20 protein-coding genes are annotated in these 23688 nt (G+C 49.2%); 2 read left to right on the forward strand and 18 right to left on the reverse strand.

What is annotated here, in order from left to right:
• Position 1: 1 nt before the first annotated feature.
• From B9Y93_RS21415 to ssuE, 11 genes are all read right to left on the reverse strand, one after another.
• Entirely contained in the window at positions 2-874 is an 873-nt protein-coding gene (locus B9Y93_RS21415) for a carbohydrate ABC transporter permease (RefSeq protein WP_085498104.1), read from the reverse strand.
• Positions 871-1959, reverse strand: coding sequence for an ABC transporter ATP-binding protein (locus B9Y93_RS21420; RefSeq protein ID WP_085498106.1), 1089 nt, complete (start codon positions 1957-1959; stop codon positions 871-873). The genes B9Y93_RS21415 and B9Y93_RS21420 overlap by 4 nt, the downstream gene beginning before the upstream one ends.
• 22 nt (positions 1960-1981) lie before the next feature.
• Complete coding sequence (locus B9Y93_RS21425; RefSeq protein WP_085498108.1) at positions 1982-2818, reverse strand: metallophosphoesterase family protein; 837 nt, start codon at positions 2816-2818, stop codon at positions 1982-1984.
• Positions 2819-2891: 73 nt separating this feature from the next.
• Complete coding sequence (locus B9Y93_RS21430; protein WP_085498110.1) at positions 2892-3695, reverse strand: HAD-IIA family hydrolase; 804 nt, start codon at positions 3693-3695, stop codon at positions 2892-2894.
• Positions 3696-3713: 18 nt separating this feature from the next.
• Positions 3714-4427: a glycerophosphodiester phosphodiesterase gene (locus tag B9Y93_RS21435; RefSeq protein WP_085498113.1), complete on the reverse strand. Its 714-nt coding sequence runs from the start codon at positions 4425-4427 to the stop codon at positions 3714-3716.
• Positions 4428-4630: 203 nt separating this feature from the next.
• Positions 4631-5170 carry a glycerol-3-phosphate responsive antiterminator gene (locus B9Y93_RS21440; RefSeq protein WP_085498114.1) on the reverse strand — a complete coding sequence of 180 codons (540 nt, stop codon included), beginning with the start codon at positions 5168-5170 and terminating at the stop codon, positions 4631-4633.
• Positions 5171-5527: 357 nt separating this feature from the next.
• Positions 5528-6232, reverse strand: a complete 705-nt coding sequence (locus B9Y93_RS21445) for an ABC transporter ATP-binding protein (RefSeq protein WP_085498116.1) — start codon at positions 6230-6232, stop codon at positions 5528-5530.
• Positions 6232-7338, reverse strand: a complete 1107-nt coding sequence (locus tag B9Y93_RS21450; protein WP_085498118.1) for an ABC transporter permease — start codon at positions 7336-7338, stop codon at positions 6232-6234. Before B9Y93_RS21450 ends, B9Y93_RS21445 begins: the two co-directional genes overlap by 1 nt.
• 82 nt (positions 7339-7420) lie before the next feature.
• Positions 7421-8800: a sensor histidine kinase gene (locus tag B9Y93_RS21455; protein ID WP_085498121.1), complete on the reverse strand. Its 1380-nt coding sequence runs from the start codon at positions 8798-8800 to the stop codon at positions 7421-7423.
• On the reverse strand, positions 8797-9474 hold the full coding sequence (locus tag B9Y93_RS21460; protein WP_085498122.1) for a response regulator transcription factor: 678 nt from the start codon (positions 9472-9474) through the stop codon (positions 8797-8799). Before B9Y93_RS21460 ends, B9Y93_RS21455 begins: the two co-directional genes overlap by 4 nt.
• A 254-nt stretch (positions 9475-9728) precedes the next feature.
• Positions 9729-10253, reverse strand: a complete 525-nt coding sequence (gene ssuE / locus B9Y93_RS21465) for an NADPH-dependent FMN reductase (protein ID WP_085498124.1) — start codon at positions 10251-10253, stop codon at positions 9729-9731.
• Positions 10254-10400: 147 nt separating this feature from the next.
• Between ssuE and B9Y93_RS21470 the strand changes: the two genes are divergently transcribed.
• Positions 10401-11192 (forward strand): helix-turn-helix domain-containing protein, encoded by a 792-nt coding sequence (locus tag B9Y93_RS21470; protein WP_085498126.1) that lies wholly within the window; start codon positions 10401-10403, stop codon positions 11190-11192.
• Positions 11193-11359: 167 nt separating this feature from the next.
• A complete protein-coding gene (locus tag B9Y93_RS21475; RefSeq protein ID WP_085498128.1) occupies positions 11360-12259 on the forward strand; it encodes a phytanoyl-CoA dioxygenase family protein in 900 nt (299 codons plus the stop codon).
• Between the two features lie 210 nt (positions 12260-12469).
• Here the strand turns inward: B9Y93_RS21475 and B9Y93_RS21480 are convergent, their stop codons facing one another.
• The 7 genes from B9Y93_RS21480 to B9Y93_RS21510 form a co-directional block, all read right to left on the reverse strand.
• A complete protein-coding gene (locus B9Y93_RS21480; protein WP_085498130.1) occupies positions 12470-13492 on the reverse strand; it encodes a C40 family peptidase in 1023 nt (340 codons plus the stop codon).
• A gap of 609 nt (positions 13493-14101) precedes the next feature.
• Positions 14102-15628 (reverse strand): glycoside hydrolase family 31 protein, encoded by a 1527-nt coding sequence (locus tag B9Y93_RS21485; protein ID WP_085498356.1) that lies wholly within the window; start codon positions 15626-15628, stop codon positions 14102-14104.
• 218 nt (positions 15629-15846) lie between these two features.
• Positions 15847-17148 carry an alpha-glucosidase/alpha-galactosidase gene (gene melA / locus B9Y93_RS21490; protein ID WP_085498132.1) on the reverse strand — a complete coding sequence of 434 codons (1302 nt, stop codon included), beginning with the start codon at positions 17146-17148 and terminating at the stop codon, positions 15847-15849.
• A 243-nt stretch (positions 17149-17391) separates the two neighbouring features.
• Complete coding sequence (locus tag B9Y93_RS21495) at positions 17392-19668, reverse strand: ATP-binding cassette domain-containing protein (RefSeq protein ID WP_244903529.1); 2277 nt, start codon at positions 19666-19668, stop codon at positions 17392-17394.
• Positions 19669-19792: 124 nt separating this feature from the next.
• Complete coding sequence (locus B9Y93_RS21500; RefSeq protein WP_085498134.1) at positions 19793-20770, reverse strand: helix-turn-helix transcriptional regulator; 978 nt, start codon at positions 20768-20770, stop codon at positions 19793-19795.
• A gap of 458 nt (positions 20771-21228) precedes the next feature.
• Positions 21229-22212 carry a metallophosphoesterase family protein gene (locus B9Y93_RS21505; RefSeq protein WP_085498136.1) on the reverse strand — a complete coding sequence of 328 codons (984 nt, stop codon included), beginning with the start codon at positions 22210-22212 and terminating at the stop codon, positions 21229-21231.
• A 355-nt stretch (positions 22213-22567) separates the two neighbouring features.
• Positions 22568-23476, reverse strand: a complete 909-nt coding sequence (locus B9Y93_RS21510; RefSeq protein ID WP_085498138.1) for a DMT family transporter — start codon at positions 23474-23476, stop codon at positions 22568-22570.
• Positions 23477-23688: the final 212 nt, after the last annotated feature.

Consider the following 23688-nt stretch of genomic DNA (forward strand, 5'->3'; position numbering starts at 1 on the left):
TCTACTGATAGTGGACTCTGCGGCTAAGCAGCTTGAAGTATACTAACGTAAGCAGCCCGACAACCAAGAGCAATACGACACCGGCAGCCGAAGCATAGCCGATCTTGAAGTAGCGGAACCCATATTCATAAATGTAGAACACCAGCGTATTCGTTGAATTGACAGGTCCTCCATTGGTCATGATGGCAATCGTCTCGAATACCTGGAAGGAACCGATCAGATTAATAATGATGAGGAAGAACAAGGTCGGCGACAGCATCGGCAGTGTAATCTTATAGAAGGTTCGCCACCGGTTGGCTTCATCAAGCGCTGATGCCTCATACATGTCTTTAGGAATGCTTTGCAGCCCTGCGATAAAGATAAGCGCGTTATAGCCGACGCCCTTCCATACGGCAACCAGCACCAGCGATAATAGAGAGCTGTCAGGACTGCTGAGCCAATCGAGCTTCTGCATACCGAACATCTCCAAAATGGCGTTAAGCAGTCCAAACTTCGGGTCCATGAGCCACATCCAGACTAAGGACACCGAGACAAGCGAGATAATATGCGGACTGAACAAGGCTCCTTGCACGAAGCCGTACCACGCTCCCTCGCGATTCAGCCACATCGCAAGTCCCAAGGAAATGACGATGGACAATGACACCGACAGGATCGTGTAGTTCAAGGAGTTCGTCAGCACCTGCAAGAACTCGCTGTTTTGAAACATTTCAACGAAGTTGTTGAACCCTACAAACTCCTTAACAGGATTGATAAAATCCCAGTTGTAGAAGCTAAGAAAGATCATGTAGAAGATCGGATAGATAAAAAAGATGGAGAACACCGCGATTGAGGGTGCAACCATGACATACGGACGTAGCCTAGACCATACGGTCATGCGTACCCTCCCCCTAGAGCCACAAGCTCGCGTTCCTCGCTTCGTTCATATTGGCGAGCGCGCTTGCCTTCATGATCAAAATAGTACAGATCCTTCATCGGCACCGAGATCTGAACCTCGTTTGCAAACTCCAAGGGCTTGAGAAAGCTTTTGACAGCCACTAAACCGAGCTTCGCTTCCAATTGATAGATGATCTCTGCGCCAAGCGTCTCACGTGTCAGGATCCGAGCAGAAAACTGTACACAGCCGGCAATCGGCTTCTTCTCCATCGTCATCATCGCCTTCTCCGGACGAAAGCCAACCTGGTGAATATCCGAATGCAGCTGACCCTCCATATAAGGGAAGATGGCTTCACGATGAATCACGTTCATCGGCGGCGTGCCGATGAATTGCGCGGTGAACACATTGTCCGGATCATCGTATATCTTCATTGGGCTGTCTGCCTGCTGAATCTGTCCCTTGTTCATGATGACGATGCGGTCCCCCATGGACATGGCTTCGACCTGATCATGCGTCACGAAGACAAAGGTTGCCCCAAGGCGCTTATGAAGCTGAATCAGTTCCGTGCGCATCTGGTGGCGAAGCTTCGCATCAAGGTTTGACAGCGGCTCATCCATCAAGAAGACGGCAGGGTTCTTCACCATAGCCCGTGCGAGCGCGACACGCTGACGCTGTCCGCCGGATAAGGCCTGCGGCTTTTTGTTCAAATATTCGGACAAGCCAACAATCTCTGTAATTTCTTTGATCAAACGCTCCCGCTCCTGCTTAGGCACCTTGCGATTCACAAGACCGAATTCAATATTCTCCTTCACCGTCATCATGGGGTAGAGCGCATAGTTTTGGAACACCATTGCAACATTGCGCTTGCCTGGTTCAACACCATTCACGCACTTGTCCCCAATCCAGATCTCTCCGCCTGACTGCTGCTCCAGACCAGCGATCATGCGCAGTGTCGTGGATTTGCCGCAGCCAGAAGGCCCAACCAGCACCGTGAAGGAGCCATCTTCGATCGTTACATTCAGATTTTCTATGATTTTTTCTTGCTTGAAGCTTTTTTCAATCTGCTTCAACACGATTTGTGCCAAGCCGATCACCTCTTATCTTCCATTATCGTGTGACAGATGCTTGCTGAACGATCAAGGTCAGATCTCTTGCTTCCCCCAGCGCATCTTCGCTAGGTCCAAAGCCTGGCATATCCCGATTGAAGGTGCGAATATCCGTCATCAGCCCTTCCTCATAGATCCACTGATGCGTGATTCTTACCTCATCTGAATCTATCTCAATGATGCGGTACGCAGGAACATCCAGACAGGCTGCCGTCTGCACATAATGCCAATCCCCCTGCTGTACGATAGAGTTCATATGATTATGTCCGCAGAAGTAGAGTCCGCCGCCCGCCTTCTTGTTCAGCACCTGGCGCATCATGTCACGAGGACGTATATACAGCTTATCAAGCGTTGAACGAGAAGTTGTATCGAACACAGGATGATGCCCGAATAGAAGCACCTGCTTCCCACCGGCTTCTTGGAGCTGTTGGGACAGCCAAGCCTGCTGCTCCTCATCCAATTCTCCGCCCCAGTCATTGCGATTCATCTCCTGGGTCGTGTCCAAGAACAGCAATCTGGCATACGGGGTATCCAGCACTTGATAACGAGCTTGCCCTGTAATAGCTGTGATGTCTTGCTTCGGAATCGAATAGGTGTCATGATTGCCTAGCACATGAACGAAAGAGCGTCCACTCTCCCTAATGATCGAAAAAATTTCTTCAAGTTCCTCGGGCAAACCCTCATGTGTCAAATCTCCGATAGACACGTATAGATCTGCCTGCTCCTCCAAAAAAGCCTGAAGCATAATCTGATACGCCCTAGCTCTCGCTTCCTTCATCTCTTCTGTACCATGATTCATCTTGGAAAAGTGAAAATCACCAAGCAATGCTAGCCGCATTCATGCCACCCCCATATCCATGTTGAACCGCCAATTCCACAGCTACACGCATTAAAATGCTATTGTCCACCTGTTAGCTCTCTATGCTTGCCTTCTCTTGACTGCTAAACTGCAAGGATGTCCAGATATAATCGGGTATGATGTTCATTCGTGCAATATCTTCTTCAGCTGAGATCCCTGTCAGTACCAGCGCCGTCTTCATTCCATTCAACTTGCCAAACAATATGTCTGTCTCCAGCCGGTCTCCTACCATAAGACATCGCTCACGCTCTGCCTTAAGCAGTTGAAAGGCTTTCGCCGCATAGTAGCTGGACGGCTTCCCTACTACAACTTCAACCTGCTGCTCGCTTGCCGCCTCAATAGCCTTCAATAATGCTCCGGTATCTGGAATGACATCTCCTTGCACAGGACAGCATGTATCCGGATTCACCGCAAGCAGATTGGCTCCATGCCGAACGGCTCTGGCTGCTAGGTGAAGCTTGTCGTAATTGAACAGCCGATCCATGCCTACGAGCACATGTGTCGCGGCATCTGGATCATTCGTGAGCGTGAGCCCGAAGAATCGCAGCTCCTTGCGAAGCGCCTCTTCGCCAATAACCATGACCTTGGCATGAGGAGCATGCTCGGCCAGATACATCCCCGCCACATAGCCTGCAGTCAGAATTTCTTCCAATCGGCAAGGAATATCCAAGCGAAGCAGGCGCTCATGACAATCCTCTCTCGTATGGACAGAGGTATTGGTCAAAAACAATAATCGTTTGCTGCGCTCTCTCAGGCTGCCGATCAGGCTCTTTACCCCGGGCAATCTCATCTGGTCAATATAGATCGTCCCATCGAGATCAAAGCAATACGCATCATAAGCATACAAGTCTTCCATAACGTCTCTCCTGCCTGCTCACAATGAGATGGAAGGCTCCAATACATCCATGAAGCGTTCCAATTCGTCTGTGCACACCCACACGGATGGATAATCGATAAACGTCTTCATGATCGAAGCCTCGTTGATCGTCCAGGCCATCAGTTGTATGCCCTGCTGTTCGCACTGCTGAATATAATGATTTGTCACAAAGCCATAATGCATAGACAAGAATGCTGCCTTCACCTCTTGCGACCAATTAAGAATGGCCTTCGAGCAGCTGAAAGTAATGAGCCCGATGCGTACATCCTCAGACAGTCCTCTTACCTTCTCCAAGGCATCGAAGTCAAACGATGTAATCACGACCTCATCGAGCATGCCAGCGCCTGTGATAACATCAAGCACTCGCTCCTCAAGCTCGGGATAGCAGCCTCCCATCTGCTTCAGCTCAATATTCAGCTGAATCTTGCCCTGCAAAGCATGCAGCACCTCTTTAAGCGTCGGGATATGCTCATCATGCTCCATCTGAAACGAACGCAGCTCTTCCGCTGTATACTCAACCACCCGTCCCGAACCATTCGTCATCCGATCAATTGTATGGTCGTGAATGACAACCGGGATGCCGTCTTTGCTCAGATGCACATCAAGCTCCAGGTGCGTGAAGCCAAGCTCTACTGCTGCTAAAAAGGAAGACAACGTATTTTCAGGGTATTTCTTTGGATAGCCGCGATGGGCTACTGCTTGAATGGTCATGCTCCATTCCCTCCGATTATGTTTTTGGAGAACACAAAAAACCCAGTAGCAAACCACCCTCCTTTGATATCAAAGTTGTGTTGATTTACTGACCACTGGGTTTTCTCGTCGTCTCCACCCAAGGATCGATCTATACAATTAACACGGTCATTTACTGATAGCTTTACTTATAGCTTCACTGATAACCAGCAAGGCCATGTTTACTATGACCAGAACCTCGCATGGCCGATCGATACAAAATCCGCCCCGCTCTGCAATGCCTGCTCAATTTCTTGTTCGTATCGAATGAGCCCTCCTACAATCAATGGCTGCGAGATGCGTTCCTTCAGCTCTTCGATGACCCGAGGCATCAGCCCTGGCATCAGTTCGACCTCGTCAGGCTTGCAGCTTGTAATCATGCGAATCGCCGTCTCTACCGCGGCCGTATCAATGGCAAAGATACGCTGAATGCTCAATATTCCCGCCTGCTTCGCAGCTGCGACCGCGTTGCTCTTCGTCGTCACGATGCCATCGACCTTAAACACATCGGCAAGATATTGGATCGCAGAAGCATCTCGTCCAATGCCCGCGACCATCTCGGTATGGACATACACCTGCTTGCCGCTCAGATGGAGGCTCTCTATAATCGTGCGTAAATTGGTAATGTTCCCTGTCATGAGAATGACTCGCTTCACATCGCTCGCTACAGCTTGTGCTATTTGTTCGTCTATCGTGATGGAAGCGATGATCGGGTAATTCTTCATGAGCAAGCCTCGTTTCTATCAGTTGTTGTCTTAATGGTAGAACAGAATTATTAGGCCCATATCATCGCTATGTAAAGAAGCTGTTAATTTACGGGTTGTATCTTATTAAAATAGCATCCATGTTCTTGATGATGCCGCACGTGTGGAAGAAGGCGTCCAGCGCTTCTATATTTATGATCCATTCGGGAACCGTTTGGAATTTATGTCACGGAGCCATTAAACAGGCTTGTTGGAAAATAAAAAAGCTGTATGAGCGAGGAGTTCCCTCTTCATACAGCTAACTAAAACGTATCTTTAAACAGCGGTAACGCAGCCTTATTCTCTTTAGAAGGGCTTGCTATCCTTTGCCCTGTCTCCTCAATGGACCGGATGCGGCACTTGCTCCGGACGCTCAGACAGCATACCGTCTTCGATATAGACCACTCGATCAACAAGGTCCAGCATCCGCTTGTCATGCGTAACCATTACGGCGGCCTTCTGTCTTAGCTTCACCTCATCGGCAAGCATCTCGACGACATCCCGACCGCGCTCAGAATCCAAGCTCGCCGTTGGCTCATCGGCTAAGATAATCTCCGGATTGTTCATCCATGCCCTTGCAATCGCCACCCGCTGACGTTCGCCGCCAGACAAGCTCTCGGGATAATGATCCGCCCGGTGAGCAAGGCCTAATCTTAGCAGCAGCTCGTCCGCCCGCTTCTCCGCTTCCTTATTATGATTGCCAGCGAGCTCTGCAATCAATAGCAGCTGATCGCGAACCGTCAAATAAGGGATGAGGTTCGCGGATTGAAAGACAAATCCAATGCGCTGCAAGCGAATTGCATTCAGCTCTTTATCTGACAAGGTGCTGATATCCTGATTGCCAATCACGATTTTTCCACGGGTAGGAGACAGCAGCGCTCCTGCAATGGAAAGGAAAGTACTCTTTCCTGCGCCAGAAGGGCCTACTACGGCTACGAATTCTCCAGCTTTCACTTCTAAGGAGACATTTTTTAATACCTTAACAGTTGTATCGCCGTCACCATATTCCTTCGTAATATTTTCAAGCCATAATTGCGTGCTCATTATGCAGCCCTCCCAATTGCTTCTATGGCGTCGATCTTCGCTACTCGATACAGCGACAACAAGGAGCCCAGCAGGGCCACCACCAAGAACAGTGCAGAACATCCCAGCGTCAGCATCGGGCTTAGATCAAATGGCATGCTGGCTGGCAGCATATAAGCAACGCCATATGTTAACGCAATACTGATGAACAGACTAACAAGGGAGAGGATCAGCACCTGACCGATGAGATTGCGAGCAAGATAGGTAGTTTTGGCCCCTATAGCCTTCAGCACGCCAAACTGATTCATCTTCTGAATCGTAATCACATAGAAGAATACGGCGAGCACAAAGGCTGCGATTACGAATAGAAACACAATCATCATAAGAAGCGATCCCTGCTCTTCCTTATAACCAGGGATTCCCTGCATAGCGTCCGCCTTCGTGATCACTTCAACGCCTTCCAGCTCGGCGCTCACCTTCGCTGCGGTATCGTTGTCCGTATTCATCGCAATAGCCTGAACGAGCGGGCCCACATCGGCACCGCCATGCTTCGGCTGAGCCTGCTCCCATGCTTTCAGATTCATAAAGACAACAGGCGAGTGGCTAAATGATTGGCCTTCCGTAAATCCGACAATCGTATACGTAAGATCAGTCGCTTGATCATGAATCGTATCACCGAGCCTGAAGCCTTCCTCTTTCAGGGATGCATCCGCAACGACTTCTGTCTCCGTGACATCCGTAATCATGCTGCCTTCTATAATCTTAGGCGCAAGCATTCCATTCACATCAACAGCAAAGAAGGTGGCATCCGTCTTCTTGGTCTCGCCTTCCTTAGTCAAGGTGCTCATACGCACACCTAGTGCAGCCGACTCCGCTTCCCCGACCGCTTGCTGCACCTCATCCAACGCGGACAGCTCCAGTGCTGAGCGTGTCAAGCGATGGTCGGATTCCTCCTGAAGCACCAAATGAGTTGCATTCATATGCTTGATCGAAGCCGCATTGTCTGATGCAAGACCGGCGGCAAGGCCAGACACGAACAGCACCAGCCATGCAATCAGCACCATAATTAATCCTATTAAGCCATAACGAAGCTTGGCATGCTTCATCTCACGCAAGGCTAAAAACATATCATCATCTCCTTACTTTGCCCTAACCATTGTTCATAGGCCAAGTATAGGGATGCAATATGAACGGAAAATGAACAATAGATTACAAGCGAGGAAGATGAACAAAAAAGGTTGTGCCTTCGCCCTGCTTGCTGGCCACCTCAATGCGGCCGTCATGCAGCTCGACAATCTTATGAACGATGGCTAATCCTAAGCCGCTGCTGCCTCCTATCCGGCTGCGTGATTTATCTCCCTTATAGAAGCGATGGAAGATGTTCGGCAGGTCTTCTTCCGCGATGCCAATGCCCGTATCCCGCACCTCTACTTGAAGCTCTCCCTCCAGTTGGCGGATCGCCAAGCCAATGGTTCCGCCTTCTTCTGTAAACTTGATGCTGTTTGTAATCAAGTTCACCCACACCTGATGCAGCAGCTTCTTGTCTCCATATATCAAGGTCGAGGGAAGTTCCATCTCCATCACAATGTCTTTTTCCCGCCAGCTCCATTCCGTCATAAAGACCACCTGCTTGATTTGCTCCGCAAGATCAAACGTACTCTTCTCGATGACCTCTTCTTCCTTGTCAAGCGAGGCAAGCGTAAGCAGCTGCTTGCTAAGCTGCGACATGCGCCTGGATTCCTCCGCGATAATACCGAGATATTTCTCCTGCTGCTCTCTTGGAAGCTCCCCAGTCCGCAGCGTCTCAGCAAAGCCTTGAATCGAGGCTAGCGGAGATTGAATCTCGTGAGAGACGTTCGACACGAACTCCTGACGCATCGCCTCCAGCTGCTCTAAGCCTCTCGCCATCTGGGTGAAGTGGGTCGCAAGCTGCCCGATCTCATCTTTGCGCTTCACATTCAGCTGAATCCGATACTGTCCTTTTGCAATTCGCTTCGTCGCTTCCGTCAGCTTCCGAATCGGCTTCACTACATAGACAGTGCTGAGCAGCGCAAAGAGTATGCTTAGAATGAGCGTCATAACCAGAATCTTCGCAAGGAAGACTCGCAGCTCGCCGAACTGCTTTTCAATATCCGGCCGAAGAAACAGCGCATGGGGCTCTCCATCAATGACCATAGGCATGCCTATTGAATTATTCAAGGCGTTATCAAAAAAGCCCGTGATGTAAAATTGTGATTCCAGCTCCCGAATGCCATGATAGACTTCTCCGCCCAGCACCCGTTCAATCACTTCGCCAGAGAGTGTCTGATCGCGGAATGCCCCGCCGTAAGCACTCTCCTTGCCTGCTGCGTCTACCAAGTATAGCTGATAGCCGAGATCGCCTACATGGTTCAAATAATAATCAAGGCGAACCTCGGGGTTCTCTTCATAAAACGCAACAATATCCTCGGCCATATGCGTGATCTTCTGATCATTGTAAGGCTTTAAGCTGTATTGATAGTACACATTCGCCAGCAAAAATGAAGTCACGCTGCTCGCCAGCATGACCACGATAATCGTAATCGAAATGCGCAGATACAAGGTCTTCATCGATTCGCTGCCTCCAGCTTGTATCCCACTCCACGAACCGTGCGTATCGTGAAGTCGTCCGCACTATTGGCAAATCGTTCGCGAAGCCGTTTAATATGAACATCTATGGTGCGCTCGTCACCGTCAAAGTCCGCCCCCCAGATCAGCTGAATCAGCTCGTCCCGCGAGAAGATGCGATCGGGATAGCTGGCAAGCGTGAACAGCAGCTCGAATTCCTTCATCGGAAGCAGCAGCAGCTTCCCTTGGGTATGCACCTCATAGCTGCTGCGGTCAAGCGTCGTGCCGTTCAGCTTTATCTTATCCGCGCTTACCTGCTGATAGCGTCTAAGCAGCGCCTTAATGCGGAACAACAGTTCTTTTGGCTCAAAGGGCTTCGTCAGATAGTCATCCGTTCCAACGGCAAAGCCTCGTTCCTTGTCTGCTAATTGATCCTTCGCCGTCAGTAAAATGACGGGAATATCGTAGTAGCTCCGAATCTCTTCCACGAGCTGATAGCCGTCCTTGTTCGGCATCATGACATCAATGACCGCGAGATTAATGGAATGCTCCTCCAGCACCCGTGAGGCCTCCACGCCATCCGCCGCCTCATGAAGCGCGTACCCCTCCTGCTGAAGGCTGTAGCGAAGCAGTTCTCGTATATGCGCGTCATCATCTGCTATTAATAGGTGAATCATGGCCGTACTCCCTCACTTTAGTTTCTTTGCCATCTATCCTACACGAACTTGTCACGATTTGCGAATAAGAGGAACATGCGGCAGGTAATAGACTTGCAGCACAAAAAACCGCTTCGAAATCAACACAATGACCATTCATCATGTATTCGGAGCGGTTCATATTTAACGATGATGACAAAATGATAATGAAACATTCAGCATAACAGAATCAATCGACACAATGATAAAGCGCATGTAGACCTATATGTCAGATCTCAGAGGACCCGATGAAGCTGCTCGCAAGCCCGCTGCAGGCGTTCAGCCAGCTCCTCAGACAAGCTGAATCCTCCACCTTCTTGCTTCTCGACCCATAGGTCGACAGCGTATACTCCCTGCAGGATATGCGTAGCTCCGAGCGAGGACAACACCGGCTTCAGCGCATAGTCGATAGATAAGAGGTGTGCGAGGCTGCCGCCAATAAACAGTGGAAGCATCACCTTGTTCTCCAGTCCTTTTTGCGGAATGAGATCCAAAAAGGTCTTCAGCACCCCTGTATACGCTGATTTATATACAGGACTTGCGATGACGACAGCATCGGCTGCTGCCACGACCTGCAGTGCTTCCTTGATCGCTGTGCTGTTCCAATTCGCCCGAATCAAATCCTCAGCCGGCAGTTCCGCTACTTCAATCCATTCCACAGCATGGCCAAGCTCCTTCAAATGGTTCGATACAACTTCCATTAATCCATACAAGCGAGATCCTGTATTGGAGCTGCCCGATATCATAACGATGTTCGACATCGCCTCCGCCTCCTGAATCTTTAAATTTGATATACCTGCTTATGATGGTACCATAATTCAGCTGATTTGGTGTGGAAAGTTATGTGAATGCGAGGTATAGTGATGGACAGCAGTCCCTTCTTCGAAAGGGGGAAGATCGGAGGTAGAATGGCCTTGCTTGAAACGATTCGGAGCTTCATCGGAACCCATGACCAAGACTGGGAGGATGATCAGCTATGGACCCATCACGAATTGGAAATTACGATGATCTTGGAGGGCAGCGGACGGTTCCGGCTTGCGAATACGGAACAAAGCGTCGAAGCCGGTCACGTCGTGCTCATCCCCGCTAACGTTCCGCATTCCTTCCATGCGGTAACGCCGATTCGATTCGGCGTGCTGCTGATTGATAAGATGCCAGCGCATATTCAGTCGCTATTCTACAGCATGATTCAGGGCGGCGAGCCAAGAATCATCGCCTTATCCCGCATCGATCGCGATCATTATGAGCGTCTGTTCCGCGAGTGGCTTCGCATACGTTATGCAAGGCTCAAGTACCCAGAGCGCAATTATCAAGCATGGGTAGAGATTCTGCTGCTGTTTTTGCAGGAGCATTGCTATGATGATCATCAGGCCTTGTCGATGTCGACGGTCGGCGATTATATTCGCGAGCATCTTGAAGCCTGCATTCCGATCTCGGAGCTCGCGCTCATGGCCGGTCTCACGGAGGAAGGCTTTCGCAAAAAATTCACCAAAGTATATGGCATGACGCCGAAGCAGTATCAGCAAATGTGCCGATTAAGTGAAGCAAAATGGCTCCTATCCAGCTCGGATAAGGACATTCAGACGATCGCCAATCTGATCGGCTTTGAACAGCTGCATTCTTTTTCCCTATGGTTCAAAAAGCTTGAGGGGTGCCCGCCTTCCGAGTGGAGAGCAAGCCAGCGGCTATATCATCATTAGCCATTCATGCTCTTAGCGCTTCAACTATTTATGGTATCGCTTCCTATTCTTGCGGCTGTTCGCTTTTGCGTAAATCCCGTATGGTTTTGACTAACGACTTCCGCTTGCTCTTCTCTTATGCTTGGGATAAGAACATCTTATCCAATACGTATTAGGGGGAAATACGAATGACGAAGGTTATGATGGGATCACGGGAGCTGGAGCTTGACAGCCGCTACTTAACGGAGCTTAGAAGTGCTAATGATATTCTGGATGACACGCAAGCCTTGCAAGCCAGATTGCAAGAAGACGGATATTTATTCATTCGCGGCTTCCACAATCGGGATGAGGTGCTGCAAGCACGCGCACAATTTTTGCAGAAGCTGCATGCGATGGGGAGACTGGACCCTGACGCACCGATTGAGGAGGGCAAGATCGCAGCTGATAATAAAAGCGCAATGTGGGGTGGAGGCACCGAGCAGTTGATGCCTGATTTCCCTCAATTTCTTGACATTGTTAATCATCCAAGAGTGATGAGCTTCTTCGACCGCTTGCTTGGCGGCAAGGCCATGACATATGACTTCAAATGGCCTCGCGCTATTGGACATGGCGGCAACACGGGGGCTCATTACGATGTTGTGTATATGGGAAGAGGCACAAAGAAGGTATACACCATGTGGACACCCTTCGATGATGTGCCGCTAGAAAAAGGCACTCTCGCCATGCTGCTTGGCTCCCAGCATTATGACAAGATCAAAGGCACCTACGGTGAAATGGATGTGGACCGAGATCATGTCGCTACAGGCTGGTTCTCTGAGGACCCGATCGAGATCGTAGATACGTATGGCGGCCAATGGGCAACATCCGCTTTCGAGGCCGGGGATGTCATCATCTTCGGCATGTACATGATGCATGCCTCCTTGAACAATTCAACCAATCGGTATCGGATCAGCTCGGATACCAGATATCAGCTCGCCTCCGAGCCTGTGGATGAGCGCTGGGTCGGCCGCAAGCCAAAAGGACACTACGCCTGGGGATCACAGCCGATGAAGTCTGTTGCTGAAGCCCGCAAGGAATGGGGCGTGTAAGCTTACAAATATGCGTCATAAAAACAGGCCATCCACAATGAAACGAGTGGATGGCCTGCTTTTCGTGATAATCATTTTACCAGTCTACATCCCATTCTTTTTCCTGCATAATGGGATCACCCTGCTGTTCAAACCTTTTAGCAAAATATAGGATTCATATTTATTCAAGTGAAGTCAAGTCTTGTGACTAATGAGTCATTCCTTCAACCCTTAAAGCACGCTTCCTCCGTACAAGAAGCGATGCTCCCAATGCTTGCCCTTGATATTATCGATGCGAACCCCGCCGGATTCCTTCGAATAAGTGTGAAGAATTTGATTATTGCCGAGATAGATGGCGACATGAGTAATTCGCTGCTTGTCCTTGTTGACTCCAGAATAGCTCGATGCGCTTGTCCCTTTATACGACATAAAGAACATGAGATCACCGCGCTTCAAAGAGCTGATGCTCTTTTTAACGGTTGAGTTCGCTTTGATCCATTCGCCCTGCTTGCGTGAATCGGAGCCGACTATTATGCCTGTTGCTTCCTTATATGCTTGTCTTACGAAGTCAGAGCAGTCAAACGTCTTCGTGGAATTGCGATTTGATCCATACTCATATGGCGTACCCAAATACTTCATCCCTGTGCTGATCACCTTCTCAACCGATGCATTTGTAGAAGGGGTGCTTGGCTCAGAAGGATTAGTCGTACTTGTCCCGCCAAGCTTCAGATACTTGCTGCTTGAGCTCATGTAGCCAACCTGACCGTTGCCATCCCATACTTGAACCCAGTTGCTGTTAACCTTTTTCAACACGGCAACTTCCTGTCCCGCCTGAAGCTTCTTAATGATTCCATTCGAGGTGGATGGGCCAGTTCTCAAGTTAACACGAGATACAACAACTCCAGACTGCGGTGTCCCTGTAATCTCAGAATACGTGATGGAGGTGCTCATGTAGCCGATATTGCCTTTGCTGTCCTGAACATGATACCAACTAGAACTCTCTTTTCCTAGAATAATGAGCTCCTCGCCCTTTGGCAGATTGCGGATCACCTTCGTGGAAGTAGATGGGCCCACTCGAAGATTGACAGTTGATTTCGTCTTCGCAAGCTTGGCACCTGCCGCCGATTTCGTAGAAGCACTATATGTACTTATGGATTGATTTTGAACGTTTTGATCAGCCGCTGCGCCAACCGTTGCTCCGAATGTTTGGAGCATCATCGTGCTCATTAACAAACCTAGTAATACTTTTTTCATGTTGTGTCCTCCTTAGATGTCCGCTGCAACACACCTTTGCGTACGTCGGCAACGATGAAATCTTATTCATAGATTTGTAAGTAATATTCAATTTTTCAAGGTACAGGATAAAAACTAAATCAAATTCCATTTACGCTATTAACTATATCAGCTATAAAAACCGGGAACATCGGACTATGTGCTTAAAAATGACGATTTTGTAACCTTTGAGTTTAGGACGATCGTCATTTTTTCTCCTAGTATCCGTAATATATTTGTATTAACTGGGATGCAATCCATACTTATACTCACATAACTGTAAAACAGGTCATTTTCCTCCTAAATATTAGTCCATAGATTCATAGGTATATATACTCACTCATTCATAAATGCTATAGACTTGAAGATGGAATTACATCATTTCACCCCCCATCTAGCATAAGTGATATACGATTTACTTGTTTTTTATATATAAAAGGCATGCATTACAACTCCAACATTTATACAACTTTTATACATCACTCGCATATAGGAATTAAAAACAAACAGCCCCTCTTCACACGGAAGAAGGGGCCTTAATCTGCAACTATCGTTTCTTGAGGTTAGAAAGACTGGATAAACATAAGATCATTATGATTGTCTGCGATACCACGGAAGGACATGAAGCGGCGCAGCAATCTCCTTTTCCACAGGTCCTTCAATCTGATGTCCTGCTTCATCCTCCCATAATCCCTCAGGAAACACGATCTTCCTTGCTCGCTGTCCTTTCTTCAATACTGGCGCGACGAGCAGGTGATCGCCAAGCATAAATTGGTCATCAATCTCTTCCATGCGCTCATCCGGGAACACATAGGCCATATGCCGAAGAATCGGCTCTCCATCCTTCGCGGCCTGAAGGGCCAGCTCCAGAATTTCAGCGCCCATCCGTTCATGCAGCTTGGCTGCATCCAAGCAGTGCTGCAGATGCTCGCGATCAAGCACTCGCCAAGGCGCTACAGAGAACTGCATCATGGGGAACAGCGCGGAGCATTGAGCCGAGCGAACAATCAGCTCTTGGTCAATATCCGAAGCATCGCCCAAGAAGTCGGTGAAGCTGCCGCCTCCAATCATATCTGGACAGATAAAAGCGTAGCCCAAGAGTCCGCCAGCAAGGGCATCCGGTATTAATGCCGCGAGACCATTGCCTTCCCATGAATGGCCTTTGTCGCGCAGACGCTGTACAAGCGGCTTGCCAGCAAGCTTCCAGCAGGCGCGATATTCATTCAGCTCATAGGCTAGTCCTACCCTGCCCCATGCTTCGCAGTGCCCGTTTGGCTCCATTGGTATTGCCGCTTGATCATCTGCACGGTAATAAGTGAGATCCCCTGCATCAAATTTAAACCCATCGATGCCATACGCCTGCTGTAAATGCTGCAGTCTACCGTGAAGCCAGTCTACAGCCTTCTCGTTGGTGCAATCAAGGATTGCGCTAACGCCATTCCACCAGCGCCTTATTGCGGTATTCCCTGCTGCATCTTTAAGCAGGTAGCCTAACGGCTCAATCTCTCTAAAGGTCTGGCTGTCCGGGCTTACGAAAGGACATACCCACAGCATAACCTTGAAGCCAAGCTCATGCAGGCGCGCCACCATCGCCTTCGGATCAGGGAATCGGCCCGGATGGAATTCCCACGTACCGTATGGTTCATGCCAGTTGTCATCTATCATAATGACTCCAGGCGGCATGCCATGCGCAAGCACCGCTTCTGCATATTCAAGCACCTTCTCCTGCGTCGGATGGTAGATCAGCTCTATCCACAAATTGTACTGCGGCGCGGTAAACAGCAGTTCATCCGGAAGCTGTCCATCTGCTGGAAAGTAAGCGGCCGAAGCATGCCGGAACGCTCCTCTTAGATGGTCATGGCCCTCGCTAAGAATAAGCTCGCTGCTGCTTTCGACAATTAGCCTCTGCTGCTCCACTTTGAATGAAAAGGGTCCTTCTGACCATATATATCGTCCTTGACTGGAGAGAAGAAGCGGACAAGCCTGATTGTCCATAAGATTGTGGGAAAGATCTACCTGAAACCATCCATCTGCCCGATACGGCATCTGCTGACCGTCAGACACACGGCCCCCCCACCAGTACTCATGAGCAGGAATGGAAAGTTCTAATTTCTTCATAATATAATCCTCCAGCTGCAATTCTAGCTGCATATTATTTTTATCCTGCTGTGTTCACTCTTCAAAGAGGCGTCCTGCATGCATGAAGAGCTTAAGCCATCACAATATCATGCTTACTAGCAGCGTCATTTCTTGCTCTAGCTCTAGGCTCAGTCTCGCATGCAGGAACGCAGGCTCTTGGGATCTCGCTAGCTGTATTCTATCTACCTGCTGACTCGTTATCGATATTCCGGGAGCCAGCTTCCATGGGCTTCGATTAAATCGTCGCAAAGGGCTACAATGTCATCGAGCGACAGCTCTGCTGCGGTATGCGGATCAAGCATTGCCGCGTGGTAGATATGCTCCTTCTTGCGCGTCATCGCTGCTTCAATTGTGAGCAGCTGCGTATTAATGTTCGTACGGTTCAAGGCCGCACACTGCGGTGGCAGATCGCCAACATACGTGGGCGTTACACCGCTGCGATCGACGAGACATGGAACCTCAACGCAAGCCTCTCGTGGAAGATTAGAGATAAGTCCGCCTGTGTTCATCACATTGCCGCCAATCTTAAACGGGTTATTTGTCTCCATCGCCTCAAAGATGTACGAGGCATATTCATGTGAACGGGTATGCTTCAGATCCTGTTCTTGAAGGAGCTCTTCTCTCATCTTCGCCCAGCTCGCGATCTGATTCACGCAGCGTCTTGGATATTCATCTAATGGAATATTGTAGTGTTCAATGAGCTCCGGATAGGTTTTCTTAATAAAGTATGGATGATACTCTGCATTATGCTCCGATGATTCGGTAATATAATAGCCGAACTTCAGCATCATCTCGAAGCGCACCATGTCATGGTGCTTCTCCTGCTGCTTTTCTCTAGCCCGCTTCTTGATTTCGGGATACAAATCCACGCCATCCTTGGTTGCTTCAAGCAGCCATGCCATATGGTTGATGCCTGCGATCTTCGCTTGGACGCCAGATGCATCCATTCCAAGATTGTGGAACAAGTCGGGGATGCAGGCCTGCACGCTGTGGCACAACCCTACGGTTCGAATGCCACCGTACGTGTTCATCACATTCGTCAGCACAGCCATGGGATTCGTATAATTCAAGAACCAGGCATCCGGACACACCTCTCGCATATCTTCGGCAAAGTCCAGCATGACCGGAATTGTTCTGAGATTGCGGAAGATGCCGCCGATGCCAACCGTATCGGCAATGGTCTGGCGCAGCCCAACCTTTTTTGGAATCTCAAAGTCTGTAATGGTGCAGGGATCGTAGCCGCCAACCTGAATGGCATTCACGACATATTTTGCACCGCGAAGCGCTTCTTTGCGGTCTTTATAAGACTTGATCACGCAAGTGCTGCCTGAGGTTTTCTTCAAATTGGTTAGGATTCGCTCTGAATCCGCCAAGCGCTCATGGTCAATATCAAAGAGCGCGAGCTCAAAGCCCTGCAGCGCGTCCGTCAGCATGCAATCACCAAGGACATTTTTAGCAAACACGGTACTTCCTGCTCCTAGAAATGTAATCTTGCTCATGTCCATCTCTCCTATCATCATCAATGTGAGCTGATGCCTTAACTATAGACAGAGAAAGGTCATTTTAGTATGGAACGTTTCTATTGTTATATGGATTAATGTAGTTTTCTCGAACAATTATTACTCGATCGATCATAACGCTCACATTGGCCCGAGAGACTTAATAGAACGCATGATGCTCACTAGAAGCTCTCGGGCCAAGTATAATGTGCAAGAATCCGAGCATCTCGTCTTTGATAATGGCTATCGGAGTTCCTTGCGCAGACAAGCCGCTGTCAGCGACACGGGATGCATCAACAGCTCCTTGGGCGTACCCTCAAAAATAATATGACCGCCATGCTTGCCTCCTCCAGGTCCCATATCCATGATCCAATCACACTGCTTAATCACATCCAGATTATGCTCGATGACGATGAGCGTATTGCCATTATCCACGATACGGTTCAACAGCTTCATCAAAAACTCAATATCAGCCATATGCAGACCTGTCGTCGGCTCATCCATGACAAAGATGCTGCCTGTCAGATGCAGCTCTGTCGCAAGCTTCAAGCGCTGCCGTTCTCCTCCAGACATGGAACTGACCGTCTGGCCCAGACTGATATAACCTAAGCCAACGTCTATCAGGTTCTTCAGCTTCTGATGAATCTTGTCTTCATCAAAGAAAGCAGCCGCCTGTTCCGCCGTCATCGCAAGCACATCCACAATGGTCTGCCCTCGCAAACGATATTGAAGCACCTCTTCCTTATATCGCCGTCCTTCGCAATGCTCACAGATTGTGGTCACAGGGTCCATGAAGGCCATATCGGTAGTCATCACGCCTCTTCCTTCACAGACAGGACATGCTCCTTTTGCATTGAAGCTGAACAAGCTGGCAGCGACACCATTTGCTTCGGCAAAGCGTTTGCGTATCTCGTCCATCACACCAAGGTATGTGGCAGGGCAGGATCTTGAAGAGGTCCCAATTGCGCTTTGATCAATAATCAGTACTTCAGGATGCTGAGCAGCCAACACATCTCCGACCAGTGTGCTCTTTCCAGAACCAGCAACTCCCGTAACCGCAGTCAATACGCCAATGGGAATATCGACCTGAACATCGTTCAGATTGTGCTTAGATGCATGTTGAATCTCAATCCATCCTTGAGCGTCTCTTACTGCCTCCTTGATCGCAACCCGCTCACGAAGATGCCGGCCGGTAAGCGTCTGGGCTTTAACAAGGCCTTCCACTGTTCCTTCAAAGACAATCTCTCCTCCACGCTGGCCCGCCAGCGGCCCCATATCAATCACATGATCCGCGATCTCGATCACATCCCGATCGTGCTCCACCACAAGAACGGTGTTGCCTTTATCCCGCAGCTCTTGCATAAGGGCGATCAGTCGTGCGACATCATGAGGATGGAGCCCCACGCTCGGCTCGTCAAAGATGTAAGTCATGCCAGTCAGGCTGCTTGACAGGTGGCGAACCATCTTAAGCCGCTGCGCCTCGCCTCCTGAGAGGGATGAGGTTTCCCGGTGGAGTGACAGATAGCCAAGCCCCATCTTGCATATGCGCTCAAGCGGCGGCAGCAGCTTATTCACGATCGGGCCTCCAATCGGGTCGTGTACGTCCTTTAGCACCTCCACCAGATCCGCAATCTCCATCATGGAGCACTGCGCAATGTTGTATCCCTTTACGATGGATTGGAGCGCTGTCGCATTCAATCTGGCACCATGACAGACCGGACACACCTCCTCAGACACAACCTTCATGATGGCTTCCCTGTTCTTAGGTGCCAAAGAGCTGATATCACGCTTTAGATACAGCCGATTGAAGCGAAGGAGCAGGCCTTCGTATGAGACCTTGGCAACACCTCCGCTGCTCTTAATCGGCACCTTGCTGCCCTTGCCATACAGCAGCTTCTCCCACTCCTCTTCATTGTAGGCAGACAGAGGTTTCTCCACATCAAAATAGCCGGAATGCGCATAGATTTGCCACTGCCATGTTCCTTGAGCGAACATCGGAAATTGAATGGCCCCGTCCTGAAGTGATTTGCTCTTGTCCAGCAATCGGTCTAGATCAACCTGCAAAGCATGTCCTAGCCCATCGCAAGCTTTGCACATGCCTGCCGGGTCATTGAACGAGTAAGCCGTCGATGCTCCTGCGCTTGGCTCGCCAATTCGTGAGAACAACAGCCTCATAAGCGGATAAATATCCGTCATCGTACCCACGGTCGATCGTGCATTGCCGCCAACTGGCTTCTGATCAATGATGATAGCCGTTGACAGATTATCGATCGTCTCAACATTCGGCTTCTCATGCTTCGGCAGCCGATTGCGCACAAACCATGAGAATGTCTCATTCAACTGCCGCTGCGATTCAACGGCGATTGTATCAAACACCAAAGAAGACTTCCCTGATCCCGAGACCCCGGTAAACACGATCAGCTTGTTTTTTGGAATGCTAAGACTAATATTTTTCAAATTGTTCTCACTAGCACCAGTGATGTGAAGCGCATCCTTGCGGTGATTCATAGTCGAGTTCATGCATCTTGCCTCCATTTCATATGCGATTCTTCCATCGTAACGCGCATATAGGACAGAATTTGTCACCGATAAAAAAATGGATGAGAAAGCCGCACAACCAACCGCTATTGCTTCCTTTCTTCATTCAATCTTGGTGCTCTCCATGATGCTGATACATCGCTCGATAGGCTATCAGCTGCTTCTCAGCGCGCTCAAGCAGCATGTCTTGTATGTCCTGCGGCGCGACCACTCGCACATGCTCCCCCCACGTGTAAAATAGCGAGGCATAATCTGGCAGGTATTCCCTATTGATATGCATGCGCACCGTCCCTTCTCCTTTCTCGTCAACCACAAGCGCAGAAGAGAGGTTAAAATGGCCTTTGCATTGGCGCACGCCCTCACGATCTAGTTGAATGTAGAGCTCAACCCTTGCATGGTTCTTCTGCTCCTCATATTCCTGCTTGAGCCAAGCTGCCAGATTAATCCGCGGCTCATCATCACGTTCCAGTACGACTGCGGAGTGGGCACGATCCACGCGGTACAGCAAGATTTTACGCTTGTCATGATCATAAGCAGGGCAGTACCAAAAGCCATTTTGCGCATAGACGCCAATCGGAGTCACTCGCTTCTCCTTCAAGGCATCCTTCGATTCGTACTTCATTGCTACGATCGAACGATTCATGGATGCTTCAAGCAGAGGCACAAGCGAAGAGGAGCTTATCGTACGTGTCGGACTCCAAAAGGCTAGATGAAGCCGCAATTGATCCACTTTCTTCTTGGCCTCTTGGCTAAGCTGCTGGTACAGCTTCTCGCTGACGGACTTTGCCTCTGCATCAAAGGGGAGCGACTCATAACGGTGCAGCGCCTGATGCGCAAAGAAGATGGATATGGCCTCTTCTTCCGTAAACACGATAGGCGGGAGCGCCCGATTATTCAGCATCCGGTACCCTCCATATCGACCCTGCTCGGTATATAAAGGCACCCCCATGCTGCTCAACTCGTTCAAGTACCGCTGAATCGTACGAACCGAAACTCCAAATTCATCGGCCAATTCCTGTGCAGTAAAGGCTGACTTGCGATTGATATACATCCAAATATCGATCAGTCTTGTGGACTTCGACATAGGCTACCTCTTTTCTCCGATTTATCCATTCTCAGCATTATACCTCTCTATATAAAAGTGTACCCTTATATTAAGACAAATGTTGTCATATTTAAAACAAGTCAGGAATTCCCCTTGTAATCAATAAGCCTGCCTTGAAAAAGCGTTCTGCGAAGTCTTCAAGCCTTCCATTTTTCATCTTCCAACTTGTCAATCTGTTAGTTTCTTAATTCTAACCGTCTTCCTTCCTCAAACCTGAATCCTGATCCCACTCTGCAATGCACGGCTTTGAACCGTGCAAAAAAAGACTTCATTCCCCTCATATTGAAGAGGAGAATGAAGTCTACGATGGCTGAATTAATCTCGTTTGGATGAACACGATACAAATCGATTTACTAGCATTAAACGTGTTAGGGGTAACACGAATGCGAGCATCTTGCTTCATTATAACCGTGAGCCATAACCAACTATGCAGCGAGTTACACCTGTACTTTCTTGCCCTCTGGCTGATGCTCTGGCTGTTCATACACCCGGTTCCCGTCATTTTCGTGAATCCACGTATGAAAGGTTCTTTCACCTTGCTTCAACCGAATGACACGAGCCCCTGTCGGAACTAGATCGTGGCGGACGCCATCGACAAAGCTTACATATCGAGTTGACCTTCCATAGCTCAGACGTATGCCATGAAGCGTCCCTGTAAAGTCATTGCCATGATCATGGCCGACGAAGGTGCCCATCACATCGCCCATTTTCAGCATTGCGGCGAACATGCCGCTGTTCACTACAGGAGAACTGCACCATTTATCATAGCGATGCCCATAGCATACATGTCCATTCCACAGCTCATTGTACTCAGGCAGTGGAATATGGAAGAAGGCAAGCGCAGGCAGCGGCTCATCGCCATTCGCTTCAGCAAGCTGCCTCGACATATTCTGATACCACTGTATCTGGCTTGGATGAATCCAATCATATCCGCCGACCCGCTTGCCGAACTTGGAGTAGTCGCCGCTGTCTAGGAAGTACAGCGCCGCTTCATCGCGCTCTGCTTCGCCCTGTATCGTGAGCACATAATTGCCTGCTCCCGCTACTCCCTCTGGGTCTGGCTTCGCAACACAGTGCGGCTGCTGAAGCTGGAACTCGTGCATCGCCAAGCGGTTCACTTCGCCCTCTGAATCATGATTGCCGAATACCGCTGCCCAAGGAATGCCGGCTCGCTCAGCGGGCCCAATCGCACGGCCAAAAGATTCAATCGGGTCTTTGGCCCGGTTGCTAGCCACGACATCGCCGGCGTACACGATGAGATCCGGCTGTTCGGCTTCAATGATGCGCTCCATCAAGGCAATCGTCGCCTCATCATAGGCAGGCGTGTCTGGATCATAATCATGCGCATCAAGCAATTCCACATCTGAGAATTGGACGATCACAAAGGTTCCATCCTCACGAAATTTCAACGTTCTGGACAAAAACTCACCCTCTTGTTCACAAAATGTCTATCCTAACGCATGTCCTGCATATTCCACATTATGCATTTCTAGATTCGGCATTCGATTCCTTGCCTCGCGGCATGATTTTTTTAACCTTCCTCTAAAAAGAATAGACATGAACGGCACCATCGGCTGCGTAAAAACTCCTTCAATCGAGGCGTCTTGGGATATCTGGTCCTGACAATTGAAGGGCAGCAGCGCACGGATGCAAGGGCATAGCATGCATGCACAAAAAAAGAAGCAGTCTGTTGGTCAAGACTTCTTCTTTTTTCCATATATACCTAATTATAATGTCTATCTCACCGACTGCATGGAGTCAGCATCGCGAGCATATCTATGACTGCAATTGCTCTGCTATTTTTCTTCTGAGCCTGCGCGGCGTGCGATTAACAAGAATAATGCTGCACAGAATCAAGGCAAGCCCCGCAACCAATGTAAGTGTAAACGGCTCGTTCAAGAACAATGTTCCGATCAGAATCGCAATAAGCGGAATCAAGAAGGTGTATGAGGCTACCTTGCTTGCTTCGCCAGCATTAATCAGATAGTAGAACACCACCCAGCCGATTGCGATGACAAATAGCGCTATGAACAATAAAGACAGCACATAAGCAGAGGTCCACTGAATATCAGACGTATTCTCAACTGCCATGCCGATCAGCGTCATAAATAATCCGCCTTCAATCAACTGAATCGTAACAAGCCAGATCGGATCGACAATGGAGCTGACCTTCTTGACGTAGATCGTGCCTATCGCCCAGCTAAGCGCTGATGCCAAGGCAAGCACAATGCCGACACCCGATACATGTCCAGACAAGCCTCCGCTGCTGATCAGGCCAACCCCTGCAAAGCCAAGCAGTAGTCCCAGCATCTTAAGCCCATACATGGCCTCCCCAAGAAACATCCAGGACAGCACGCCTACAAGCACAGGCTGCAAGAAGACAATCGCCGAGAACAGGCCAGCCGGCATATAATGGAGCCCGATCGTTTGCAGACCGTAATACAGCACAACATTAACAAGCGCAGATATCGCATAAATCTTCCACGCTCGCTTGAATTGAAGTCGTTCACGATGACGCATGGCGACAGCAAGCAGCATGAGTCCTCCAAGCAGCGTCCGCATGCCAGAGAACAGAATTGGCGGTGTATACGCCAGCGCAATCTTGGACAGCGGCCAGTTGATGCCCCACACGGTCACAAGAAAGGCAATGAGCAGCACCGCACGTGATTTTGATAACTTTCCCACGAGTAGCAGCTCCTTACTTTCACCATTTTTCATATTATTTCAGAAATCCTATCATACACCAACATAGCTAAAAAATTAATTGTTTTTTATGTTAACTCAACTTTCGCAGCTTAATTTCATTCGCGGGCGAATATCTAAAAAATCCTTATAGCTCCGTCTCCTAGGATTGGAACTGTTTTATTAGCACCAAATGAGGAACGAGGAAAGGTATT

This window comes from Paenibacillus aquistagni (assembly GCF_900177815.1).
GTDB classification, from domain to species: domain Bacteria; phylum Bacillota; class Bacilli; order Paenibacillales; family Paenibacillaceae; genus Paenibacillus_B; species Paenibacillus_B aquistagni.

What these genes read in the sequence shown, in the direction of transcription:
- B9Y93_RS21415 (WP_085498104.1), bottom strand. Translation starts at nt 874, where the DNA reads ATGACCGTATGGTCTAGGCTACGTCCGTATGTCATGGTTGCACCCTCA.
- B9Y93_RS21425 (WP_085498108.1), bottom strand. Translation starts at nt 2,818, where the DNA reads ATGCGGCTAGCATTGCTTGGTGATTTTCACTTTTCCAAGATGAATCAT.
- B9Y93_RS21430 (WP_085498110.1), bottom strand. Translation starts at nt 3,695, where the DNA reads ATGGAAGACTTGTATGCTTATGATGCGTATTGCTTTGATCTCGATGGG.
- B9Y93_RS21435 (WP_085498113.1), bottom strand. Translation starts at nt 4,427, where the DNA reads ATGACCATTCAAGCAGTAGCCCATCGCGGCTATCCAAAGAAATACCCT.
- B9Y93_RS21440 (WP_085498114.1), bottom strand. Translation starts at nt 5,170, where the DNA reads ATGAAGAATTACCCGATCATCGCTTCCATCACGATAGACGAACAAATA.
- B9Y93_RS21445 (WP_085498116.1), bottom strand. Translation starts at nt 6,232, where the DNA reads ATGAGCACGCAATTATGGCTTGAAAATATTACGAAGGAATATGGTGAC.
- B9Y93_RS21450 (WP_085498118.1), bottom strand. Translation starts at nt 7,338, where the DNA reads ATGTTTTTAGCCTTGCGTGAGATGAAGCATGCCAAGCTTCGTTATGGC.
- B9Y93_RS21455 (WP_085498121.1), bottom strand. Translation starts at nt 8,800, where the DNA reads ATGAAGACCTTGTATCTGCGCATTTCGATTACGATTATCGTGGTCATG.
- B9Y93_RS21460 (WP_085498122.1), bottom strand. Translation starts at nt 9,474, where the DNA reads ATGATTCACCTATTAATAGCAGATGATGACGCGCATATACGAGAACTG.
- ssuE (WP_085498124.1), bottom strand. Translation starts at nt 10,253, where the DNA reads ATGTCGAACATCGTTATGATATCGGGCAGCTCCAATACAGGATCTCGC.
- B9Y93_RS21470 (WP_085498126.1), top strand. Translation starts at nt 10,401, where the DNA reads ATGGCCTTGCTTGAAACGATTCGGAGCTTCATCGGAACCCATGACCAA.
- B9Y93_RS21475 (WP_085498128.1), top strand. Translation starts at nt 11,360, where the DNA reads ATGACGAAGGTTATGATGGGATCACGGGAGCTGGAGCTTGACAGCCGC.
- B9Y93_RS21480 (WP_085498130.1), bottom strand. Translation starts at nt 13,492, where the DNA reads ATGAAAAAAGTATTACTAGGTTTGTTAATGAGCACGATGATGCTCCAA.
- B9Y93_RS21485 (WP_085498356.1), bottom strand. Translation starts at nt 15,628, where the DNA reads ATGAAGAAATTAGAACTTTCCATTCCTGCTCATGAGTACTGGTGGGGG.
- melA (WP_085498132.1), bottom strand. Translation starts at nt 17,148, where the DNA reads ATGAGCAAGATTACATTTCTAGGAGCAGGAAGTACCGTGTTTGCTAAA.
- B9Y93_RS21495 (WP_244903529.1), bottom strand. Translation starts at nt 19,668, where the DNA reads ATGAACTCGACTATGAATCACCGCAAGGATGCGCTTCACATCACTGGT.
- B9Y93_RS21500 (WP_085498134.1), bottom strand. Translation starts at nt 20,770, where the DNA reads ATGTCGAAGTCCACAAGACTGATCGATATTTGGATGTATATCAATCGC.